The 21,356-nt window shown below is 44.8% G+C and carries 16 protein-coding genes; 4 read left to right on the forward strand and 12 right to left on the reverse strand.

All coding sequences use genetic code 11. The features are described from left to right. Positions 1-11: 11 nt before the first annotated feature. The 12 genes from ACYVIC_RS18690 to ACYVIC_RS18745 all read right to left on the reverse strand — a co-directional run bounded on the left by ACYVIC_RS18690 (position 12) and on the right by ACYVIC_RS18745 (position 14,339). The gene (locus tag ACYVIC_RS18690) at positions 12-521 is read right to left on the reverse strand and encodes a chemotaxis protein CheW (protein WP_460862378.1); all 510 of its coding nucleotides are present in this window, start codon (positions 519-521) and stop codon (positions 12-14) included. Further along, the gene (locus tag ACYVIC_RS18695; RefSeq protein ID WP_460862379.1) at positions 518-2,443 is read right to left on the reverse strand and encodes a chemotaxis protein CheA; all 1,926 of its coding nucleotides are present in this window, start codon (positions 2,441-2,443) and stop codon (positions 518-520) included. Before ACYVIC_RS18695 ends, ACYVIC_RS18690 begins: the two co-directional genes overlap by 4 nt. 30 nt (positions 2,444-2,473) lie before the next feature. After that, the gene (locus tag ACYVIC_RS18700) at positions 2,474-2,839 is read right to left on the reverse strand and encodes a response regulator (protein ID WP_305977309.1); all 366 of its coding nucleotides are present in this window, start codon (positions 2,837-2,839) and stop codon (positions 2,474-2,476) included. Positions 2,840-2,884: 45 nt separating this feature from the next. Next, positions 2,885-3,169 carry an STAS domain-containing protein gene (locus ACYVIC_RS18705; protein WP_305977310.1) on the reverse strand — a complete coding sequence of 95 codons (285 nt, stop codon included), beginning with the start codon at positions 3,167-3,169 and terminating at the stop codon, positions 2,885-2,887. 20 nt (positions 3,170-3,189) lie between these two features. Then, positions 3,190-4,215, reverse strand: a complete 1,026-nt coding sequence (locus ACYVIC_RS18710) for a methyl-accepting chemotaxis protein (RefSeq protein ID WP_460862381.1) — start codon at positions 4,213-4,215, stop codon at positions 3,190-3,192. 132 nt (positions 4,216-4,347) lie between these two features. Continuing rightward, positions 4,348-6,036 (reverse strand): SpoIIE family protein phosphatase, encoded by a 1,689-nt coding sequence (locus ACYVIC_RS18715; protein ID WP_460862383.1) that lies wholly within the window; start codon positions 6,034-6,036, stop codon positions 4,348-4,350. 68 nt (positions 6,037-6,104) lie between these two features. Beyond that, positions 6,105-8,546: a hybrid sensor histidine kinase/response regulator gene (locus ACYVIC_RS18720; protein WP_460862386.1), complete on the reverse strand. Its 2,442-nt coding sequence runs from the start codon at positions 8,544-8,546 to the stop codon at positions 6,105-6,107. A 2-nt stretch (positions 8,547-8,548) separates the two neighbouring features. Then, positions 8,549-9,670, reverse strand: a complete 1,122-nt coding sequence (locus tag ACYVIC_RS18725) for an FIST signal transduction protein (RefSeq protein WP_460862388.1) — start codon at positions 9,668-9,670, stop codon at positions 8,549-8,551. 261 nt (positions 9,671-9,931) lie between these two features. Then, on the reverse strand, positions 9,932-10,291 hold the full coding sequence (locus tag ACYVIC_RS18730; protein WP_460862391.1) for an Hpt domain-containing protein: 360 nt from the start codon (positions 10,289-10,291) through the stop codon (positions 9,932-9,934). Between the two features lie 358 nt (positions 10,292-10,649). Further along, complete coding sequence (locus tag ACYVIC_RS18735; protein WP_460862393.1) at positions 10,650-11,762, reverse strand: HDOD domain-containing protein; 1,113 nt, start codon at positions 11,760-11,762, stop codon at positions 10,650-10,652. Continuing rightward, positions 11,755-13,752, reverse strand: a complete 1,998-nt coding sequence (locus tag ACYVIC_RS18740; RefSeq protein WP_460862395.1) for an EAL domain-containing response regulator — start codon at positions 13,750-13,752, stop codon at positions 11,755-11,757. The genes ACYVIC_RS18735 and ACYVIC_RS18740 overlap by 8 nt, the downstream gene beginning before the upstream one ends. Before the next feature lie 8 nt (positions 13,753-13,760). Beyond that, the gene (locus tag ACYVIC_RS18745) at positions 13,761-14,339 is read right to left on the reverse strand and encodes a response regulator (protein WP_460862397.1); all 579 of its coding nucleotides are present in this window, start codon (positions 14,337-14,339) and stop codon (positions 13,761-13,763) included. A 92-nt stretch (positions 14,340-14,431) separates the two neighbouring features. On the opposite strand from ACYVIC_RS18745, the gene ACYVIC_RS18750 reads away from it, so the two are divergent. Genes ACYVIC_RS18750 through ACYVIC_RS18765 form a run of 4 tightly spaced genes read left to right on the forward strand, consistent with a single transcriptional unit; the run spans position 14,432 to position 21,356 of the window. After that, positions 14,432-15,763 (forward strand): HD domain-containing phosphohydrolase, encoded by a 1,332-nt coding sequence (locus tag ACYVIC_RS18750; protein WP_460862398.1) that lies wholly within the window; start codon positions 14,432-14,434, stop codon positions 15,761-15,763. Positions 15,764-15,768: 5 nt separating this feature from the next. Beyond that, positions 15,769-16,959, forward strand: a complete 1,191-nt coding sequence (locus ACYVIC_RS18755; RefSeq protein ID WP_460862400.1) for an FIST signal transduction protein — start codon at positions 15,769-15,771, stop codon at positions 16,957-16,959. Further along, on the forward strand, positions 16,946-18,331 hold the full coding sequence (locus ACYVIC_RS18760) for a sensor histidine kinase (protein WP_460862402.1): 1,386 nt from the start codon (positions 16,946-16,948) through the stop codon (positions 18,329-18,331). The genes ACYVIC_RS18755 and ACYVIC_RS18760 overlap by 14 nt, the downstream gene beginning before the upstream one ends. Beyond that, on the forward strand, positions 18,243-21,356 hold the full coding sequence (locus ACYVIC_RS18765) for a hybrid sensor histidine kinase/response regulator (RefSeq protein WP_460862403.1): 3,114 nt from the start codon (positions 18,243-18,245) through the stop codon (positions 21,354-21,356). Before ACYVIC_RS18760 ends, ACYVIC_RS18765 begins: the two co-directional genes overlap by 89 nt.

Below are 21,356 nucleotides of genomic sequence, written 5' to 3' on the forward strand. Positions count from 1 at the left end.
CACATTAATTTTTATAAAGCTGATGAAGCTTTTGTATCTTCAGACTCAAAGAGACAAAGCTCTCTACTGGAGATTAATGCTTCAATATTAAGCAATATGATCATATTATCGTTAACAGGCGCCAGGCCATGTAAATACTGACTATCAAATGCCACACCAAATTGTGGTGGTGGTTTTACTTCATCCGACCCGATATTAATAACATCTGATACCGCATCAACAACTATACCTACTATACGCTCACCAATATGCAACATAATCACGATAGTAAATTCGTTGTACGTCGCTTCACCCACCGCAAATTTAAGTCGCAAGTCAACAATAGGTACAATATCACCACGTAAATTCAAAACACCTTTGATAAAAGGCGGGGCATTGGCAATTTTAGTTACCGCTTCATACCCCCGAATTTCTTTAACCTTCATAATATCCAGACCGTAATGTTCGTCACCCAAGGTAAAGGTGAGAAACTCCAGTCTGGTCACTTCGGTCTTTTGCTTATCGTTTACTTGATTGTTCATACCGCGTCCTTTAAATCCAAGGCGTTTTGCACCTGGGTGGAAAGCGATTCCACATCTAAAATTAATGCCACACTGCCATCACCCATAATGGTCGCTCCGGCCACACCAGGAACCCTTCGGTAATGTTGCTCCAAACTTTTAATAACAACTTGTTGCTGGCCAATTAAATCGTCTACCTGAAGCGCAAAACGGGTTTTACTGGTTTCAATAAGCACCAGTATGGCGTCATCAGTTTTGGTCTTTGCCCCGTCAATGGTCATCACCGTATACAGCCGAACGATGGGCCAATAGGCATCCCGCAGCTCCAACATATATTGGTTACTGATATTTTTAAGCTGCTCTTTTGCCGGCTGCACCGACTCAATGATATTAACCAGAGGGATGATAAAAAGTTGGTCGGCAACGGCTACCGACATACCGTCTAAAATAGCGAGTGTAAGCGGCAAACGGATCTGAAAAGTAGAACCGGCTCCGGCGGCAGATTCAATATCAAGCCGCCCTCCCATAGCTTCAATATTACGTTTTACGACATCCATACCGACACCACGGCCGGAAACATCGGTTACTTCAGCCGCGGTAGAAAAACCCGGTGCCATGATCAACTGCCACACCTGCTGATCTGTCGGGTTGTCAGGCAAATCAATGTCTTTTTCTGCCGCTTTGGCTAAAATGCGCTCACGATTAAGGCCACCACCATCGTCAATCACACTAATAAGAATATTTCCGCCTTTTTGCTCAGCTTTTAACGTTAGCTTGCCAAGCTCGGGCTTACCGCGCTCTAACCGGGTGGCAGGCACTTCAATACCGTGGTCCAGGCTATTGCGTACCAGATGAGTTAAAGGGTCGACCAGACGCTCAATTAAACCCTTATCAATTTCGGTCTGGCCACCCTCAATAACCAGTTCAACCTGCTTATGTAACTTGTGTGATAAGTCTCTGACAACTCTCGGAAAACGGTTAAAAACAAATGAAAGTGGCAACATTCGGATTGTCATAATGCTTTCTTGCAGTTCACGGGTGTTGCGTTCCAGTTCTGCCAGTCCCCTTTGCAACCGCTCAGCGACAGGACCATCAACTTCTGCACCCAATAGATTTAGCATCGACTGGGTTATCACTAACTCGCCGGCAAGGTTTACTAAATTATCAACTTTGGAAATATCAACCCGAATGCTATTTGCTTCAGCGGCTTCAACTTTAGCCACTGCCGGGGCTTTAGGTGGTGGGTTAGCCACAGATGTCGTTACCGGGTTTGCCGAAACCTTTGGCTCTGCTGGTTTGTCTGGTTTTCCTGACGCCGGCGTGGCAGATTGTTCTGGTGCAGGCTTGGCTTTTGCTAAATCTGGTGGTTGTGGCTCAAAAAAACCAAAGCCCTCATCAACCTGTGCAGCAGCCTGAACTTCTGTTTCATCAAAAAAACCAAATCCATCAATTTGGTCTTGCATCACAGGGGTTTTAAAGAAACCAAAACCTTCGTCATTTTCTTCTGCCTGGCTTTCGTCAGCAAAAAAGCCAAAGCCTTCGTCCTCAACCGCTGCCGGGTGCAACAACGCTTCAACCAACGTAGTCGTTTGCTCAACAACCGACCAATCCGGTTCAGCGCCATCGCTGTACGCTGTTAATAATGCACGCAGAATGTCTACAGCCTTAAGTAACTCATCAATAACATGACTGGTAAAAGTAAACTGCGCCTGTCTGGCTTTATCAAATAAATTCTCCATCACATGAGTGACAGAAATCAGTGCTTCAAAACCGAAAATACCACTTCCGCCTTTAATGGAGTGCGCGGCCCGGAAAATACTGTTCAACTCTTCTAAATCGGGCTGTTCAATATTAAGCGCCATCAATAAACGCTCAATATCATCTAGATGCTCATGGCTTTCTTCAATAAAAACGCCGTGAAACTGGCTCATATCAATCGACATAACCGCGCACTCCTTTCTTAAAAGTACCCGTTATACAAGTACTTTGCTGGCCACCTGCAACAGTTTTGCCGGATCAAAAGGTTTTACCATCCAGCCGGTAGCGCCTGCTGCGCGGCCTTTTGCTTTCATGTCATCACTCGCTTCGGTAGTTAGCACTACTATCGGTGTGGTGCGATAACCAGACAAACCACGTAAAGACTTGATTAACGTTAAGCCGTCCATACGTGGCATATTTTGATCTGTCAGCACAAAGGCGTACTGATTTTTCTGGCACAGTTCAAGGGCCTCTTGGCCATCTTTAGCTGCTGTAACCTGATATTTTGCTGACTTTAACGTTACCTCCACCATCTGACGAATTGAGGCTGAATCATCAACAATAAGAATATGCTTTGTCATAAACTATCCTAAACATAGGTTAAAAATAACGGCTTTTATTTTCGGCTACTTAATCTGATAAAGTTTGAATAAATTAGCCATGTTAATAATATCTTTTGCAGTACCCTGAGCACCGACAATGGATAAAACCACTTTAGTATTGGCCAGCTTTTTCGCCAGCAACACCAACATACCCAAAGCAGAACTATCCAGATAAAGTACCTGACTAAAATCCAGTTCAAGCTCTTTAATTTGCGTATCCGTTAGCAAAGGCTCATAAGCCGCATTAAAGTTTTTATGAAAACTAAAGTCGAATCGTTCAGGCAACCTTATTGTTTGCTTATCAGCCATTGTGCTTCCTCAAATCAGTATTAGAAAAAGTCAATATCACCGCCATCTACTGAAGATGCTGATACCGGATTTAAACGTTTCTCGCGGTATTGCCGCATTTCCTGTAACTTTTTATGCAGATCGGCATTAACGTGCACCACTTCGCTACTTTTTAAACCTGCCAGGTGGCTTTGAATAAAACCGAGGTTTTCGGCTGCGTACACCAGATGCTGCGAATTAATGTCACCAAACTGCAACCCCCGAATAGCGTCATACAGTGCCTGCTGTAACGCTTGTGTGTTGTCAGCCAAATGTTCGGTGTGCGATTTGTCATCAGAAGCTTTACTAACCAACTGGTTCATGGCCTGCTGTACATCTTTCTTAGCATCCATCACATAGCTAACGTCCTGCGAGGCAACATGACCAATATCCGAGGTCAGTCGCTGGATTTGGTCAGCCATGTCTTTGAGTCTTTTCTGAATTTGCTCACTAAAGCCTGCTGAGCGATTAGACAAAGACCGCACTTCGTCAGCTACAACAGCAAAGCCACGCCCGGCCTCACCGGCACGGGCAGCTTCAATTGCGGCATTAAGCGCAAGTAAGTTGGTCTGTGATGCTATTTGGTCAATATCTTTCAGCGCTTTAAGCACATCAGGTACAGAGCTGTTGATTTTGTCGACCTGCTCCACCAAATCCATTGAAGATGCAGACATGTTTACCGTTGTATCAACAAAACGCTCCAGGGTGTTTGCAGTATTAGTGGCAAACTCTTCCATCCAGGTTTTGCCTGATGCTGTTTTGTCAGACGCCAGCAGCTTAAGAATTTCCTGGCTTTGAAACTCAGTTAGGCTCTTCAGGTTACTAAAAGACCCGGTAAGGGTTTCAACGGCATGATTTTGTGTTGAATTAATCGCTAAAATGCTATCCCGGCACTCCAACATCAGTTCATCAATTTCCCTGAGTAACTGTTTGTAAGCTTGTTTAGCTTGCTGCAACTCTTCTTCCGCACCCGTTTTGTGCTCTTGCTTTGCGTCATGCTCGCGCCTTGCATCAAAAAAATACAACAATAGGCTTACCGCAAACAACATACAAAGGGCGATTATTGACCACCCCAAAAAGATGTGTATAGCAATACAAATAACCAGGGCCGAAAATAATATTGCTATTTTTTTATAATCAGAAGCTATCACTATATCTCCTTACATCATTTTATTTAGCGGCATTGTCAACCTTAAACTATTGCCAGGAGGAATAATTTGAAGACTTGATGTCAATGTCTGAATAAATGTCAGACCTCGACCAAAAGCATTGCCGTTTTTTGCAATATCATCGCTGGAATGGATAAAACCTTTTCCGCTATCGGTTATGTGCATTTGTAACAACTGACGTTCTGCAAGCCATTGCATATCAAATACGATGAACTGCTGTTCATTCAACTGCTGCAGACGTTTTTCTTTTTCTTCGTAAAAACGGATAAAACCATCGTCTCCGGTTTTCATTTTGCTATTCAGGCCTAATACACCATGCTCCAGTGCATTAATGTAAAGCTCGGTAACGACAGTAAAAACACGTTGAATAAACTCAATGGGAAAATTTTGAGCTTTTAAGCAATCTGTAGCATTTTTAGGTAAGTCGGTATTTAACATACTTAAACCACGTAGGGTAAAACTGACGTCAAAAGCGCCTGACTGCATTTGGCTGTTTAAAGGTATAGCACAAAGTTCAATGTGCAGGCGTTGGCAATTCACCAAACATAAACTCACATCGTCTTGCTCCGCTATATCTTTAAACTTTGCTTTTATTCCTTTAAGTGGCTGTTCAGTTCGCCATTGGATAAGATCGATTAAATCAGCGGCTCTCAACTGGGAATTGTTGTTAAAAACCGTCTCAGTTAAGCCATCACTAAACATCATAAAATAGCTAATGTGGCTTTCGTCCAGCGCAAAACGTTGCGCCTGAACACTGATCTGCTGCTTGGTTAGTACTCCTAATGCCATATTTGTTGACGGCGCCTCTGAAACTATTGCGCCATCATGATCCAGCAATAGCACTGATGGCATTCCGCCGTTCCAAACTTCCAAAATGTGTTGCCGGGGTTCTAAGCGCACCAGAACCGCAGCAATAAACCTATCGTCCGGTAGTAACAAGTTCAAATTGTCATTTAATTCAAAAACGATATTAGGTAAAGGAATCGCCTTCTTTGCCATGCTGTGGAATGTTTTTAGCATTGGCATAAGGGATATTGCCGGTGCCAGGCCATGTCCCATTGCATCTGCAAGCATAAAATACCAACTGCCATCATCGGCTTGACAACGGAGTATGGCGTCACCACTAAATAAACTGTGTGATTTAACCCAGGCATGAATAGCAGGGTGGGGTTGATTTAATTGCTGAAACATTCGATCGAATAAGTGCTTCGCCAGCCGCTGCTGCTGCTGCTCTTGCTCAACCCAAAACTCGAGTGCCTGCTTCTGCTGTTGTGTGAGAGCAACCAACTGCTGCTCACGAACAGAGCGGGTAATTTTAACCCACAACAACTCCAGATTTACCGGTTTAACCATGTAATCATGGATCCCTGCATTAAAAGCATCTAAAAAGAACAGAGGATCATCATTACCACTCACCATAACCACAGCAGTAACAGTATTTATCGCCTTAAGCTCAGGCAGCAGCGAAATACCCTCGCCATCAGTGAGCTGATTATCAAGAATGACCACATCAAAACTAAAACGGGCTTGATGAATAACGTTTCTGGCCTCTGCCAGATTAAGGCAGCTGATAACTTCAGCACCTTTCAATTGCAAGAAGTTCTTGTAAAAAGCATTAAAGACAAAATCATCTTCGACAACCAGAATTTTTAAGTACTGGGGGTTGCTATTCTTTGCCATTATGCTACTCACAAGATACAAGTTAATAAGAGCAAAAATCTTGTAACAACAAGCGGTTATTTATAGTTTTATAGATTAGGTTTAGTAGATGACTCTGGCTTATTCAAGGAATGAAGCTGTTTTTTAAAAAAGCTCAGGCTTTGTGCAACCGCCTCGATCAACAGCGAATAACACTGTGGCAGGTTTGTGAACTGCTCTTCGCGCAACATGAGTTCAAGCTGCTTTGCAGCAGTACCCAGCGGTATCAGGCCTAACTGCAATGCTGAGCTTTTCAGGCTATGGCTTAATAAACGTAAATTGGCGTAATCTTTTACCAGCCAGGCTTGCTCTAGTTGCGTCAATGTTAACGGCAGTTGCTCTGAAAAAAGCACCAGTAACTCTTCAGCCAAATCCGCCATACCCGCAAAGTGTTTGTAACACGCCTCCTTATCCCACACTTCCGCGGGTTCTGATGTCGCTTCCTTTAAAGGCACTTCCGGGTTTTGACGGGCTCGTTTAACAACAGCCGTTTTGGTTGATTTATCAACAGCCGCCTTGTTATCCGTTGCGTTGGCTGCTCGCTCTAACAATCTGACAATTGCCGCACTAAGATCGGCCTGATTAAATGGCTTGGCAAGGTAGTCGTCCATGCCTGCTGCTAAGCAACGCTGCCGATCTTCCGCCATAGCATTGGCGGTAAAGGCTAAAATGGGTATCTGTTGCCAGTTAACGCCTGCTTCGCCATGCCGGATGCGTTTTGCAGCCTCATAACCATCCATGATAGGCATGAGGCAATCCATCAAGATTAAGTCTACCTCTTTATTTTGTGCTGACTTGAGCTGCGCTATTGCTTCCGCACCATTTTCAGCAACAACAATGTGGCAGCCCCACTGCGCCAGATAGGCTTTCGTTATATGCCGATTGACCTCGTTATCTTCGACCAATAATATTTTTATGTGGGTAAGATTATGCCGTTGAGCAGAAAATAAAGCCGTCTGTGTTGCTTGTTTTGGCACACCTGTCGGTAGTGACAACCTTACTTCAAAGGTACTGCCCTGCCCGGGCTCACTTTCAACCCGTATTTCCCCGGCCATCAGGCTGACAAGCTCCTGGCATATCGTTAAACCCAGCCCCGTGCCACCAAAATGGCGGGTGGTTGATATATCTGCCTGTGTAAAAGCCTGAAATAAGCGTGCTTGCTGCCCGGTATCTAAACCGATACCTGTATCTTGCACCTGCACACACAGCAAATTGGCATCGTCTTTGGGCTGCAGCACAACTCTTAACGTTACCCCACCCTGTTGGGTAAATTTTAATGCATTCCCTACCAAATTTGTGATCACCTGTTTAATCCGCAATGGATCGCCTTTTAACCAAGATGCTTCAGTTGCATTGCTTTCAAAGATGAGATCAAGCTGTTTTTGATTGGCCAGGTAACGAAATGCGTCCAGTACTTCCTGCATTAATTGGTTTAAATTAAAATCAATCAGCTCTAAGTTAAGCTTGCCGGCACTCATTTTAGAGAAATCCAGCACATCATTAACAATTGCCAATAGGTTTTTCCCGCTATCCATCGCAGTTTGGATTTGTTGTTTTATCTCTGCAGCCAAAGGTTGTTGCACTACTATGTCCAACATCCCTATCACTCCATTTAGTGGTGTGCGAATTTCATGGCTCATGTTGGCCAAAAATGCAGCCTTTGCAGCTGCTGTTTGTTCCGCAGCTTCTTTTGCCTGTAACAATTTTTCTTCTATGGCAACCTGCTGTGAAATATCCATTGCCGTCGCATATATGTTTCCTGTTGCAGCATCACAAGCCAGATCCCATGCCAGATCAATATATTCCCCGCATGAGCGACGAAAACGGTTTTTAAACGTTAAACTTTGCCCTGTAAACAGCTGATGCAACGCTTGCTCAGTGCTGGTGAGATCATCAGGGTGAATAAAGGCCGTAAAAGGCATGGTGTAAAAGTCATCCAGTGTAAAATTGAGCTTTTCTAAAAATGCAGGGTTGACCTTGATAAAATGACCTGCGGCATTGATGATGCACATCAGGTTATCTGATAACTCAAAAAAACGATCTAACTCTTGTTGCGACTGTTGTAATTTCTGATGTTGCAAACACGCACGTAAACGATAGCTAAAGTGCTCAAAAAGCTGGCGTAATTCGTACTGAAAAATACTTGGTAAGTCATTATGTTTTAAAAGTAATACCCCATAACCGGTAAGGGGGTAAGCATAAACTTTGCCGCTATCCAGTGCAGCAATTTCTTCACCATTCACTGGCGCGCACTGAATTAGTGTTTCAGTATACTGCGCTAAACCCGAATTACGCGGCAGCTCTTTGACTAAGACATAATCCTGATAAAAAATAGGATCTATTTCAAAAACAGCCACAGCTTTGCACGCCAGTTTGCGTAACAACACCGGCAAAAATTGTTTAAATTGTTTATCTAAACTTAATTCGTGCCCTATAGATAACAGCAATTCCAGCAAAATATCACGCCATTGTTCCTGTAATTGCTCTGGCATTCTTAGTGCTCCGGAAACAACGCCACTACTGCTGTTTTATTATAAAACTCTAAATAATCCTGACCGTTATTCGCAATTTCACCTAAGGTTAAAGCGCCGACCATGGGTACCTTGTCGATACTTACACTTGTTAGCTCACGCTCAAAGTGTTGCTCCAGAAACAGCACGCGGGAAATGCAGTCTATAAATAACTGCCATTTGATTGGACTTTGATGTGGCAAGCTTGCCAAAGCCCGATTTTTTGCCTCTGCCGCAGCGGCAGGCAAAGAGGCTAGATCGCCCGTTAAAATATGTACAAAGCTACCCTGCGGCACATCGCCAACACAAATCAGCTGTTTGTCGAGGGTGATGATAGGATCTCTGACCACTAACTCTGCATTGACCTTGGTAATTCCAAACGGATAAGCTTTTGCTACATCGAAAAAGTTTTCTTCGGTGATAATTAGCTGTCCATGCTGTTTTATAACCTCTTGATAGACATCAAAGGCAGATTGCCAGTTAAGGCTGATAATAGTATTACCCTTTGACTCTGTTACACGATAAGCTTCTGTTATGGGCTGCCAGCCATGTGCAACGCCCACGCCCCCCGCATCAGCCATCAGCCCCACTATTGCTATACCTTGCTGCAACCCCTGATTGGTAATAACGCAAGGGCTTTGTTGTAACGATAACGAACCTGCACCACCACCAATAAAATTAATATCCAGGCCAAAATGGTTAAATAGCTGTTCAATCAATACGGCACAGCCCTGAGCCAAACCATCAGTAAACACCAATAAGGTATTATTGGTGTATTGCCCGGGAAAATACTGCTGTAGTGTCTCTGAGATAGTTGTCTCTTGATCCTCTCCCAGTGGCAGGATCTGAATTTGTAGTGCTGCTGGCAAGCCTACTAAAATAGCGCCGGTGGTTTGACATTGATGCTGATTAATAATTTGCGGAAAAATACCGCCGATAATGGGCTTACCAAAACGTTGCAAGGCACCATCCAGGTCAGATTTTTGCCAGTTGTTTCCCTCAGGTAATAACACCAGCACCGAGCCAACAACAGGCAGCTGTTGGAAATCTAGCAGTGCCTGACAAAATGCAGAGTAGTCTGCGGTTTTTAAACAGGTTAGCAGCATGTTTCGTGTCTACCTTAAGATGAACTATTTTGAAGATAGCCGAATTTTGCCAATTTAGATGTGTAAGGTGCTTTTTTTGCACCATGTTCTTCGGCATTGGTAGCGAAAGCTGTAAAAATGTGTTGTGAGGTAACGTCAGGCTCGTCCTTACCGTATCGCGGATCCACCGGTAAAAACCTGTTATATCCTGGCGCACACCTCACTGGTTCAGACCAACAATATTGGCGCCTACCCAAGCACTGCGTATAACGCGGACACTGTCTAAGCATGCCTGGGGCATGAGTTTAAATAGGCCTGGATGAGTCTGATATCTGAGGATGCTTGCGCAATAAGCCGCTGGCAATAGTCTTCCAGTTGCTCAGAGTGACCTAGCGCAAGATATCGCTCTATATCAACTGCCATTTTAGCCAGCGCTAAGCACTGCACCTGGCCCGCAGTACCTTTTATGTTATGCATCACTTGGGATATAGCTGATATATCCTGTTCGTGCAGCGCGTCTTGCAGATCAGCGAGTTTTTTCCCGAGACCGTTGACAAACAATTGCAACAATTCAGGCGCCATAAACTGCATTTGGCCAAGCCCGGCTAAAAACTTTTCAAGATCCCATGAAGAAGCATTCATTTATGCACACCTTAAAACTGTTGATTTGCAGCATCTTTATATTTAGCCACTAATATCGCTTTTATCTTAGGTTCGAGCTGCTGAGCGAGTAATTGAGAACGCATAAGCACGGTTACACCAGACAATCCCTGTTTTTTCCATTAAGTTTGAGGACATAGTGCTCTAGTTTATGGCAGCGGCTTGACAGTGAGTCGAGAAAATCGGTTCACAAAACAGATAGCATTGACAAGATCTGCTCTGATGATGACAAGCTTCACCTCTTCACATGGCATTAGGCGTAAGTAATATACAAGATAGACCAGATGACAAAATGTTTTATCAGCAGACATAAAAATACCTGCTTGCTAAAAAACGGTGATTAGCAACTACTCAATTTTTGCCGAATTAGCTCATCAGGCAACGCACTAACAGTGGATTGTGGCAATCTACCGTTATTCTCTGCACGCTGTCTGGCAAGGTAAAGTAATAACGGCAAGTTGTCGTCTGTATATGAGAAATCTGGCGCAGAGCTTAGTAACACAGCCTGCACGAGCTTTTCATTGTATCCCCACAACGTCAGCATGTAAGCAGAGACTACCGATCGCAGCGTGAGCTCTGACCATGAAGTATAATCGGCGGCAAATTTTTGCTGCCACTGCCGGGTTGATGTAATTAACTGACCAATTACTGAAAGCAGTGCTGCGACAAACAATTCATCTTTCACATCCTGACTGCAATTTAACACAGCGCATAGCTGCTGGCTTTGGTTTGCAACATTATAGGCCACGTCATTAATTTTTCTGTGTAATTCGTGTTCAAGCATAGCCTCACTGGCATGTTCCATAGCAATTGAGGTAATTACCGCATCAGTTAATTTAATGCCTAATCGCTTAATGGCCTCTTCCAGCGATAATGTTGCCCGACTAAACCCCATATAAGAAGAGTTAGCCAATTGTATTAATTTGGCAACGATCAAAGGCTCATGCTGAACAAGCTCCACGATGTCCATTGCATTGCAATGTTCATCGTGCAATAGGGTTTTCAGCTTTCTGACAATGTCCGGCAGAGGCAGTAACAAAGCGCTGCTGCCTAGCATGGCTCTTGTGTTTGCCGAGACAGGTAAAGCATGAACAAGTTCAACGCAGGTGAACAACTGCAGGAAATCACCTTCGTTAAAAGGCTTACTCAAAACAAAATGTGCTATTTTTCCGGAATCGCATATAACATTTTCGGTGGTATCACCTGTCAGCAAGGTCCTGATTGCCTCAGGCTGCAACAGTGCGACTTCGGCAAGTACTTTGTCACCATGTATTTGCGGCATTAAATAATCACAGACCACCAAATCTATCTTCACATTAGCAGCAACAGCATTCGACCAGACAGTGGCATCCTGGCAGCTATAAAACTCCCAATTCGGCCGCAACCGCCTTGCAAGGCGCAGTAACGCGCGCAGCATAAAGTCGTCGTCATCAATAAAAAGTACGTTAAACATCAGCACCTCCACACAGCGCACCGGCACTTTGAGAGCCTGCAGACGATAGCAGAGCAATATAGCCTTGCTCTGATTGTGGCCGGGCAATAAAGTACCCCTGAATAACATCACAGCCCATTTGCTGGACAAGTTGTAACTGGTCCATGGTTTCGACACCTTCAACAACAACACGCAAATTTAAGTCATGTGCCAGACGCACAATATTTGCCACCAGGCTTTGTGTCTGCAAATTACGTTCTACGTCGTCAATTAATGACCGGTCTATTTTTAACACATTTAATGGTAATTTGTTGAGATAGGCTAAAGAGGAATAGCCGGTACCAAAATCATCAATAGCGATACTAATACCGAGCTCTGACAACACTTTTAGTTTGTTGGCGCAATCATCAAAGTTTTCCAGTAAAAAGGTTTCGGTAAGTTCGAACTCCAGTTGGCAGGCATTTACACCGTAATGCGTTAAATGGTGTTTTATCCACTCTATAAAATCTGGCTCCATCAGCTGACGGCCAGAAATATTTACCGCCATTTTACCAATATTAATACCCTTGTTATTCCAATTAACCAAAGCCTGAAAAGCTTGCCTTAACACCCAATAGCCGATTTCAATAATTTGCCCCTGCTGTTCAGCCAAAGGAATAAACAACGATGGCGAAACAATGCCGAACTCAGGGTGATGCCATCGCACAAGCACCTCACAACCTGATAACGCTTGTTTATGCAAATCGTACTTGGCCTGGAAATTCAAAAATAACTGGTCTTGTTCTATTGCGCTATGTAAAGCCTGACTTAAAGACAATTGGTGCTTTTTACGCTCTACCGCCTGGCGGTCGTAACGCATGAACATACGCATTGTACTCTGCGCAACCAGCATATTTCCCAGCAGCAAATTGTTCAATATAGTGCGGGGGTCATTGCCATCTTCAGGCAGCAAACAATAACTTACAGCAAAGTCTATTGCCCCCTTAGCCAGTTGTTGATGACCGGTTATCGATGACAGTATTTCAGTGATATTCTGCAGTACCTGCATCTCACTGTCTGGCACAGGTAGCACAATGACAAACTGTTCATTGGCCAGAAATGCCAACTCTCCTGCGGCAGACGCAGACCTTAACAATTGTTCAGCAATAGATTCAAGTGCGCGCTCTGCTTCGGTGTAACCAATAACACGGCTCCACAACTCAAAACTGCGAATTTTTACAGCAACCAAGGCTAGAGGGCGCGCATTTTGTATATATTTTGGGATTAGCTGCAACAACTGTTGGTAATTTAACATGGCGGGTAAGTCAAACACGTTATTAACTAACACCGGAACCGTTACATAAGACAATTCTATAATGCAGCTGCGGGGGCCAACTAAGCGGCAGCTCAGTTCAATTTCGGCACGACTGTCCAGCGTTACAAATACGCTGCGGGCCGCATCAAAAAGCGCAGCGCTAATTTTATCTTTGTCCTCTGGCCCCACCAAACTGGCGAGCGAACACCCCGCTTTGCTTACTTCATCTCCGAGCAATGCACATGCAGCTGCATTTGCTTGTAATACCATACCCTCTGATGACAGCTCAAGCAGCGGTTCCGACGCCGCAAGCAACATTTTACTGGCCTGCCGGTTAAAACGATGTTGTTGGTAGTGCTCAAAGGCGGCACCGACTTGCAGCAGTAATTCTTCGTCTTCCCAGGGCTTCTGTAAAAAACGAAACGCAGTGCCTGCATTTAACAAGGTTTTTACTGATTCAAAGTCAGCGTAACCGCTAATAACCAAACCGACAATGTCAGGAAAATGCTTTTTTATTGTTGCCAGCAATTCAGCACCATCCATCGTTGGCATGCGAAAGTCGGTCAGCACCACTTTGCAGGGCCATGATTGTAAAATTGTCAACGCATCAGCACCACAGCTTGCCGTTCTGACACTATAGCCCGAACGCGACAATACCCGGCTAATGGCCTTTAAAATGCCAATTTCGTCATCAACAACCAGAACCAACTTTTCCATCCTGCCTCCTAACTCAGCAAGTTGTTTACCCTGCTTAGTAAATCTGCATTGTCAAATGGCTTAGCAATCGCATCATTTGCACCAATCCTGACAGATTCGGCTAAATCTGCTGGTGCCAAACCTGATAACACCAGTATTTTAAGTGTAGCAAGGTCAGGGCGCTGACGAATAAACTGAATAACTTCAAAACCATCCAGACCGGGCATTGATAAATCTAAGATAACTAAATCAGGCTTTTCAGCAATAATTTTTACCCCCGCCTGAAAACCATCCTGAGCAGATATAATGTCATGCGGTGTCGATTGCAGCACACGACGCACAGCATTGCGCATAGCCACTTCATCATCGATGATTAATACGCGTTTTTTTTCTACAGCAGCTTGCCCGGCGCGCTCTTGCAGCAAGATATCAGGCATTGGCATATGCTGCCGGTGCAGAAAACTGATAAAGTCTTCTACCAACACCCGATAGTTCCCCCTACCAGGCAATTTATGCCCTTTAAGTTGCCCATTGGCTATCCAACGGCTTACTGTGCGCTGATGTACATCACAATACTGCGCAATTTCGCTTGGTTTAAGTGTCTTCACCTAATAACTTCCACTGCTAAACTTGATTCTTACTAGCTTATAGCATAGTTTTATACACAAGGACAAATAAGACAAATGCGAAAGGTGGAAGAATGACGGCCCAGTCAGATGAAAAGAAGCCTATAGTACTGTGTGTGGATGACGAACAGAGCATCTTAAAGTCGTTGCAACGTCTTTTTATTAATACTGAAGTCGATTTGCTGCTGGCTGACAGCGGCGCCAAAGCACTGGAGCTTATGCGCACACAACGGGTCAACGTTATCGTTACCGATATGCGTATGCCCAACATGACTGGCGCAGAGTTTCTGGCTCAGGCATCTAAGCTACAGCCAGACGCCTACCGCATTTTAATGACCGGCTATGCTGATTTAGCTTCCACTGTTTCTGCCATCAACCTTGGCAAAATTCATCGTTATATTCAAAAACCATGGGAAAACAAGGAGCTATTGGCGGCCGTAGATGAAGGCTTAGCTTTATACAGGTTAGTGCGTCAGAATAAAGTCCTGACAGCAAAAGTAGCGGCACAAAATAAGCAGCTAAAAGAGATGAACCACTCTCTGGAAGAGATGGTGCATCAACGCACTGCCCAACTAAAAACCACCTTGTCAAAATACAAGGAAATGGCTGCACAACGCGAGAAAGAAGAAGCGGCAACCCTGGAGGTACTGTACAACATCATCAGCAGCTACCCCCCCTTGAGCGGCGAATTAGCCAGAAAGATCAGCAGCACCTGTGAAAATGTTGCTAAGGTTTTGCAACTACCAAAAGAGCAGATGATTGCGGTGCGAAAAGCAGGGTTGTTTTGTGAAATTGGTAAAATTGCTTTACCACCGCACATAGCTGCCAGTGTCTATACAAAACTGGACGGCACTGAACGTCGTCAGTTTTTTGAACATCCGCAACACGCAGAGGAAATTTTGCTCCCTGCCACACATTTATCAGATGTGTCGTTAATTATTGCAAACCAGCTGGAGCGTTTTAATGGCGCTGGTGAACCGGCACAAAAGGTCGGTACAGATATCCCGCTGGGTGCAAGAATTCTCGCAGCGGTGCGAGATTTATGGTTAATGACAGACGGCTTTGTGGATGGCAAAAAAATTACGCTACGCCAGGCGTTTGACAATATAAAGCTACATCAGGGTAGCAATTACGATCCTAATGTCATCAAAGCTTTGTCAGTATTGCTGCAGAAAAACGACCTGCATACCACCGAAAATATGCGCAGCGGCCTTGAAGTCACCCAGCTGGCAACCGGCATGAAACTTAAAAATAATCTATATAATAAAAAGCACATCTTGTTACTGCCTAAAGACCACATCATTACCCAGTCATCACTGGACAAACTGCTGGCATACCAAATGAAACATAAAGAAACTCTGCTTGTAGCGGTAGATATTATCGATATAAGCGAATCAGAGGAGTAAAAACGATGAAAGTGATCCGTCATTGCCTTGATGCAACTGATCAAGCCTGCTTCTGTGATCAATTAGTCGCTTTAGAACAACCGGAAACAGCATGTTTATCTATTGCCTTTGGCAGCGTCAAAGCCATCAGTGAATTGTCCCGCTGCCATTACGCCACCCTTTTGTCAGCGCGCTGGGTAGCGACAAGCTCGTGTCAGGATGCTTTTTCTGATCAAGCTATAGAAGGAAACCATCATCTTGCCATCCTACAGTTTGTCGATCCTACCGGAGCTTACGGTGTAGCCAGTCGGCACAGTGATAGCAAAACCATTGTTGAAGACAGCAAAGCTGCACTACAAGAAGCCTTACTGGCAGCAAATAAACCCGGTGAACTGCCGGCGTTTATTTGGTGCAGCCCATCACCAGGATTGGAAGAAGGCTTACTGACAGGCATTCGTGAGCTTATCGGCAACGATGTACCGGTGTTTGGTGGCAGCAGTGCCGATAACGATGTTAGCGGAAACTGGTGTATGTTCGATGGCCAGCAGTTAATTCATACCGGTTTTACTATTGCGGTATTATTTCCTTCAGTACCAATAAGTTATTACTTTAGCTGCGGTTATGAGCAAACACCTTTGTCTGCTGTCGTTACCGAAGTGTCTGAACGACAGCTTATCAGCCTGGATAACCAGCCAGCGGCCGATGTTTACAATGCCTGGCGCGAGCTCAAGGGGCAGCCCTCTTTACCGGCAGGTCCGGTATTGGCCGCCAGTACCTTCTCGCCACTTGGCCGAATTGTGCCACAGCATGATGTCAACATGGCATTGCTATCACACCCGGCGCTAATAAGAGCTGATGGTTCAATTGATCTTTTTTCCCAGGTACATACCGGAGAAAGTATAACCTTTATGCAAGGTGATACTGAACTGCTGGTGCAGCGCGCCGCAACAGTATCAGGCATTGCCCGACAACAACTGAGTAATTTGTACGATAGCAAACCGCAGGCAGCCATTGTTATTTTTTGTGCCGGTTGCATGCTCGCAATTCCTGATGACATAAAAAGAGTGCATCAAGGTATAAGGCAAAAACTGGAAAATATTCCGTTTATCGGCGGCTACACCTTTGGTGAACAGGGACGCTTTGCCGATGGCATCAACAGGCATGGCAACTTGATGATCTCTGCAATTATTTTTGGGAGCGTCAATGAGTCAATCTGAAAAACAGCAAGAGCTATTGTTACAATTGAAAGTCGAAAATCAGCAACTGCTTAAATTCAAAAGACTAAACAATCTTATGCGTGACACGCTGGACACTTTTGCTACAAAAGACAGGCAGCAGTCACCCTTTACCTCCCTGTTTGCATTGCTGCGCCAAGAGCTGCAAGCCGATGAGCAATGTATTGTTGCACTTAATGATGATGAGACATCCTTCAGCATTTTAGACGCCACCGATGCGCGGTTGAAAAATTTAGCAGCGCCGCTAGTGCATAGTCAGAATGATACAACAGCAAAACAGCACATATTTAGTCAATCGACGGTTTTTTTCGACCTTGCGCTCAGCCCGAAATGGCCGGCAGAGTTTAGAGACATGCTACCCCAAGCCAGTTCAGCACTGATCCAACCCATCAGGATTGGGCAGCACCACTATGCCATGGTGTTACTTTCAGATCAGCCTAAAACCTTTACCATTGACGCCAAAACAGTGGTGGCAAGCTACAGCAGCTTTATTGCCAGCATCTTGTCACTATTTAAAAACCAGCGTCTGGCAGCCGAACGCGATCAGCTGTTTGCCCAACAAAAGCGTATAGAACAGAGCATGGTGCAACAAGATAAGCTGGCGGCTATAGGTCAGCTGGCTGCGGGTGTTGCCCATGAGTTGAACAACCCGTTGGGGTTTATTTACAGCAATCTCAATACACTAAAAGTCTATATGCAAACCGTGCAGGATTTTGTTTACAGTGCTTACTCGACAGCGCCAGAGCTAAAAAATGTAGCAGCAACCACAAACCTGAGTTTTCTATTAGAAGACAGTTTTGCGTTAATCGAGGAAAGCCTCACCGGCGCCCGAAGGTCGCGGGATATCATTAACAACTTAAGAACCTTCTCACATCCGGACGATACTTCAGTAACAAAAGTAGACTTGCTGGAGCTGCTGGCAAGTACTATTCGTATCGCCAATACACAAATAAAACGTAATGCCAGGTTAACCCTGTCTACAGATATTGATAGCGCTTTTGTAGATGGCAATGCGACACAACTTAGCCAGGTACTACTAAATTTGATTAATAATGCATACCACGCGATTCATCATAAACAAGGCCTGATAGCGGTTTCCATAACACAACTCGGGCGCTGGCTGACAATAAAAATTGCCGACAATGGCTGCGGTATTGAAACAAGTATGATCACTCACATATTTGAACCCTTTTTTACCACCAAAGATGTAGGTCAAGGCACCGGGCTGGGTTTATCTATTTCACGCGCTATTGTCGAGCAGCATAATGGCTGCCTGGAGCTGGAGCAAACCAGCGCAGCGGGTAGTGTATTTGTTGTCAGCTTGCCTGTATCGGATGCCGGAAAAGATGATTAACTGGCAGAGCAAACCGCTAAAAATCAATAGAATAATATTTTTTAGTTATTGCGTATTACTGGGTTACCTGGCCAACCTCTCGGCGGTCGCACTGCCGATTACGGTGCCTCTTACTGTCGGCAACGTCGCCATCTTTGTAATCCTGGCCAGGCTAGGCCTGGTCTGGGGCATGTTAAGTTTTATGATTGTCACGCTGCCATTGGCGCAATCGCCCGCGATTGTGCTAACCGCAGCGCAAGCTGTGCTGTTTCTCATTTACTTTAACCACCCCAAACGTAGTATTTGGCTAATTAGCTTGATATACATACCTATTGCTGCAGTCATTTGCTTTCTGATGTTACCGGTTGGAATAAGCCATCATCCGTTGTTGTTTAGTCTGTTTGTGCTGCTTTGCACTGCCGTTTTTGCCTGGTGTATAAAAGCGGCGTCGATGTTGTTAGCTATGTCTGTATCAGCAAAACAATTACGGCAACAGTCGTTGCAAAACCAGCTGTCGTACCGCTTTGGCCTTTATGCGGCCATTCCTGCTACTTTATTGATTACACTGGGGTTAAACGGAGCAACCAGTATTAATCTGGTCAAAAAAATGGCTGCTTATCACTTTCAGTTAGATAACTTGAAATCTAATGTTGAGCTGAAACTAAATGAATATTTAGCCACAATGCAGACCATGGCGGCCTTACCAGACAGCATGCTTGATAAAGCCACCTTACAACATCTGGTGACACAGCGGCAGGAATTTATCTCAGCGTTAACGACAGACCCGCTGGGTATCGTCACGCAGTTTTACAAAGCGGATGTCACAAACAACGATTTGCTAGGTACCAGCGTAGCAGACCGGACATATTTCCAAGCCGTGAAAACCCAAAAATTGCCCTATATCAGTGATACCTTTACCGGCCGAATGCTGGGGCGCGACCAATTGTTTGCAGTCAGTGCGCCTATCACAGAAAATGGCAATTTTCGCGGCATTTTACAATTGTCTGTCAAGCTTGACGCCCTGCTGCACGTGTTTTCTATAGACAAAGACAATATGTCACATCAGCTCCTGCTTGATAATGCCGGCAAAAAAATCTGGGGTAATACCACAAGCGGTAACATTGGTGAGCTATGGCACCGGCCAGAATATGCCACTCCTATGCCCAAAAGCTTTTTACAAAATAGCGTGTTTAATCCTCTTGTGCCAATCGTTATTAGTCAAGATGCACATCATTTTATGTTGCAGGAGCAAATTGGCGCTACTGGCTGGTCACTGAGCTATTTTATTGATACCGAATCATCAATACTGCTTTTCTATTTTTATTTCGCTGTTGCACTTGGCCTCATCACCTTAATTCTTGAAGCATCGGTAACCCTGTCAAAACGCTTTGTCAGCCGCTATACCATGGCGCTGGAGCAATTAGTCGACTTTACCAAGCACTGGGATGGCAAAAGTGCCAGTGAGGTTAAGCCTGAGTTCAATCAATCCGCATCGGAGATTGATGCTTTAACGGACAGTTTTATCACTATGCAGCGCCGCGTCTCTGGTGCACACCATGCACTAGTCGCCACCATGCAGGAAGTGCGACAACTGAACAGCGAGTTAGAACAACGCGTCGAACAACGCACAAGTGAACTGGAGCAGGAGCGCGATAAGGCAAACCATCTGGCGGCAGTAAAAACCCGCTTTTTAGCCAATATGAGCCATGAGTTACGCACCCCCATCACCATTATAAAGGGCTTTACCGAAGCGCTGATATCGCAGGCTAATACCGACGCCTTGCCTCAGCTAACACGCATAAAGCAAAATACTGAACATCTGCACAATGTCGTAAATGATATTCTTGATGTTGCAAAAATGGATGCAGGTAAAATGAGTTACGCGCCAAAATCGGTAAACGCGCTGAGTGTATTAGACGAAATTGCCGCCAGTTTGGGGCAGTTATGCGACAGTAAGCCACTTACTGCAGACGTTGCAATCAACTTACCGGCTGCACTTTGTATTTGGGCCGATCCTTTTAGGCTAAAACAAATATTACTTAATCTGGTAAGCAATGCGGTGAAATTTACCCACAGCGGTACGATAAGCTTATCCGCACACTATGCAGAAACTGATGTGGTCATCAGCGTTACCGATCAAGGTGTTGGCATAGCAGCTGATAAAATACCCACCTTGTTTCAGGCCTTTACTCAGGCCGACTCCAGCATTAGCCGTGATTATGGCGGCACCGGCCTCGGGCTTTATATCAGTAAAGAACTGGCCGATGCCATGGGCATGACACTGACAGTTAACAGCATCCTGCACCAGGGCTCTGCCTTTACACTGCGTATTCCGGCCAAATTAGTCTCTATCGAAACACAGCCTCTTACCGCTGCGGTAGAGCAGACAGTAGCTTTATCAGAGCTAAGACATCAGGGTAAACGTCTGTTGGTGGTTGACGATGTAAAAGACATACGCGATTTAATTGCCTCTTTGCTTAAAGATACCGGCTTAGCGCTTAGCTTCGCAACAGACGGTCGGGAAGCGCTGGCGATGGTGAAAAAGCATGGCTTTGATTTGATATTAATGGACCAGCAAATGCCGGGAATGGATGGCCGCTCAGCAGCTTTAAAAATCAGGCAGCTAGGCATTAAAATACCGGTAATTCAGCTGAGCGCTGACGTATTTACCGACCAAACTGAATTAGCCCCGTTTGATAGCGTTTTAACCAAGCCCATTGATAAAAATGCGTTGCTGCAAACCATAGGGCGTTTGCTGAATACAGTACTAGCGGTAAGCCCTGCTGAAGCAATTGACGAGTTAGCAATGGAGTACCAACAAAGCTTGATCGCTAAAAAAGTGAGTTTGATGGCACTATTAAACCAGCAAAAATATGAAGAGCTAGCGCACGAACTACATAAGATCAAAGGTACCAGTGCCTGTTTTGGTTTTGACGCTATCGCGCAAGCTGCAACAGAGGCCGAACTAAAACTCAAATTATCTGAAAAAGATGATCAGCTTCTATCTAAACTGATGTTAGCTATCGAAACCAACATCAGGTTGTAG

It is taken from the genome of Rheinheimera gaetbuli, assembly GCF_054781935.1.

What these genes read in the sequence shown, in the direction of transcription:
- ACYVIC_RS18690 (WP_460862378.1), bottom strand. Translation starts at nt 521, where the DNA reads ATGAACAATCAAGTAAACGATAAGCAAAAGACCGAAGTGACCAGACTG.
- ACYVIC_RS18695 (WP_460862379.1), bottom strand. Translation starts at nt 2,443, where the DNA reads ATGTCGATTGATATGAGCCAGTTTCACGGCGTTTTTATTGAAGAAAGC.
- ACYVIC_RS18700 (WP_305977309.1), bottom strand. Translation starts at nt 2,839, where the DNA reads ATGACAAAGCATATTCTTATTGTTGATGATTCAGCCTCAATTCGTCAG.
- ACYVIC_RS18705 (WP_305977310.1), bottom strand. Translation starts at nt 3,169, where the DNA reads ATGGCTGATAAGCAAACAATAAGGTTGCCTGAACGATTCGACTTTAGT.
- ACYVIC_RS18715 (WP_460862383.1), bottom strand. Translation starts at nt 6,036, where the DNA reads ATGGCAAAGAATAGCAACCCCCAGTACTTAAAAATTCTGGTTGTCGAA.
- ACYVIC_RS18720 (WP_460862386.1), bottom strand. Translation starts at nt 8,546, where the DNA reads ATGCCAGAGCAATTACAGGAACAATGGCGTGATATTTTGCTGGAATTG.
- ACYVIC_RS18725 (WP_460862388.1), bottom strand. Translation starts at nt 9,670, where the DNA reads ATGCTGCTAACCTGTTTAAAAACCGCAGACTACTCTGCATTTTGTCAG.
- ACYVIC_RS18730 (WP_460862391.1), bottom strand. Translation starts at nt 10,291, where the DNA reads ATGAATGCTTCTTCATGGGATCTTGAAAAGTTTTTAGCCGGGCTTGGC.
- ACYVIC_RS18735 (WP_460862393.1), bottom strand. Translation starts at nt 11,762, where the DNA reads ATGTTTAACGTACTTTTTATTGATGACGACGACTTTATGCTGCGCGCG.
- ACYVIC_RS18740 (WP_460862395.1), bottom strand. Translation starts at nt 13,752, where the DNA reads ATGGAAAAGTTGGTTCTGGTTGTTGATGACGAAATTGGCATTTTAAAG.
- ACYVIC_RS18750 (WP_460862398.1), top strand. Translation starts at nt 14,432, where the DNA reads ATGACGGCCCAGTCAGATGAAAAGAAGCCTATAGTACTGTGTGTGGAT.
- ACYVIC_RS18755 (WP_460862400.1), top strand. Translation starts at nt 15,769, where the DNA reads ATGAAAGTGATCCGTCATTGCCTTGATGCAACTGATCAAGCCTGCTTC.
- ACYVIC_RS18760 (WP_460862402.1), top strand. Translation starts at nt 16,946, where the DNA reads ATGAGTCAATCTGAAAAACAGCAAGAGCTATTGTTACAATTGAAAGTC.
- ACYVIC_RS18765 (WP_460862403.1), top strand. Translation starts at nt 18,243, where the DNA reads ATGGCTGCCTGGAGCTGGAGCAAACCAGCGCAGCGGGTAGTGTATTTG.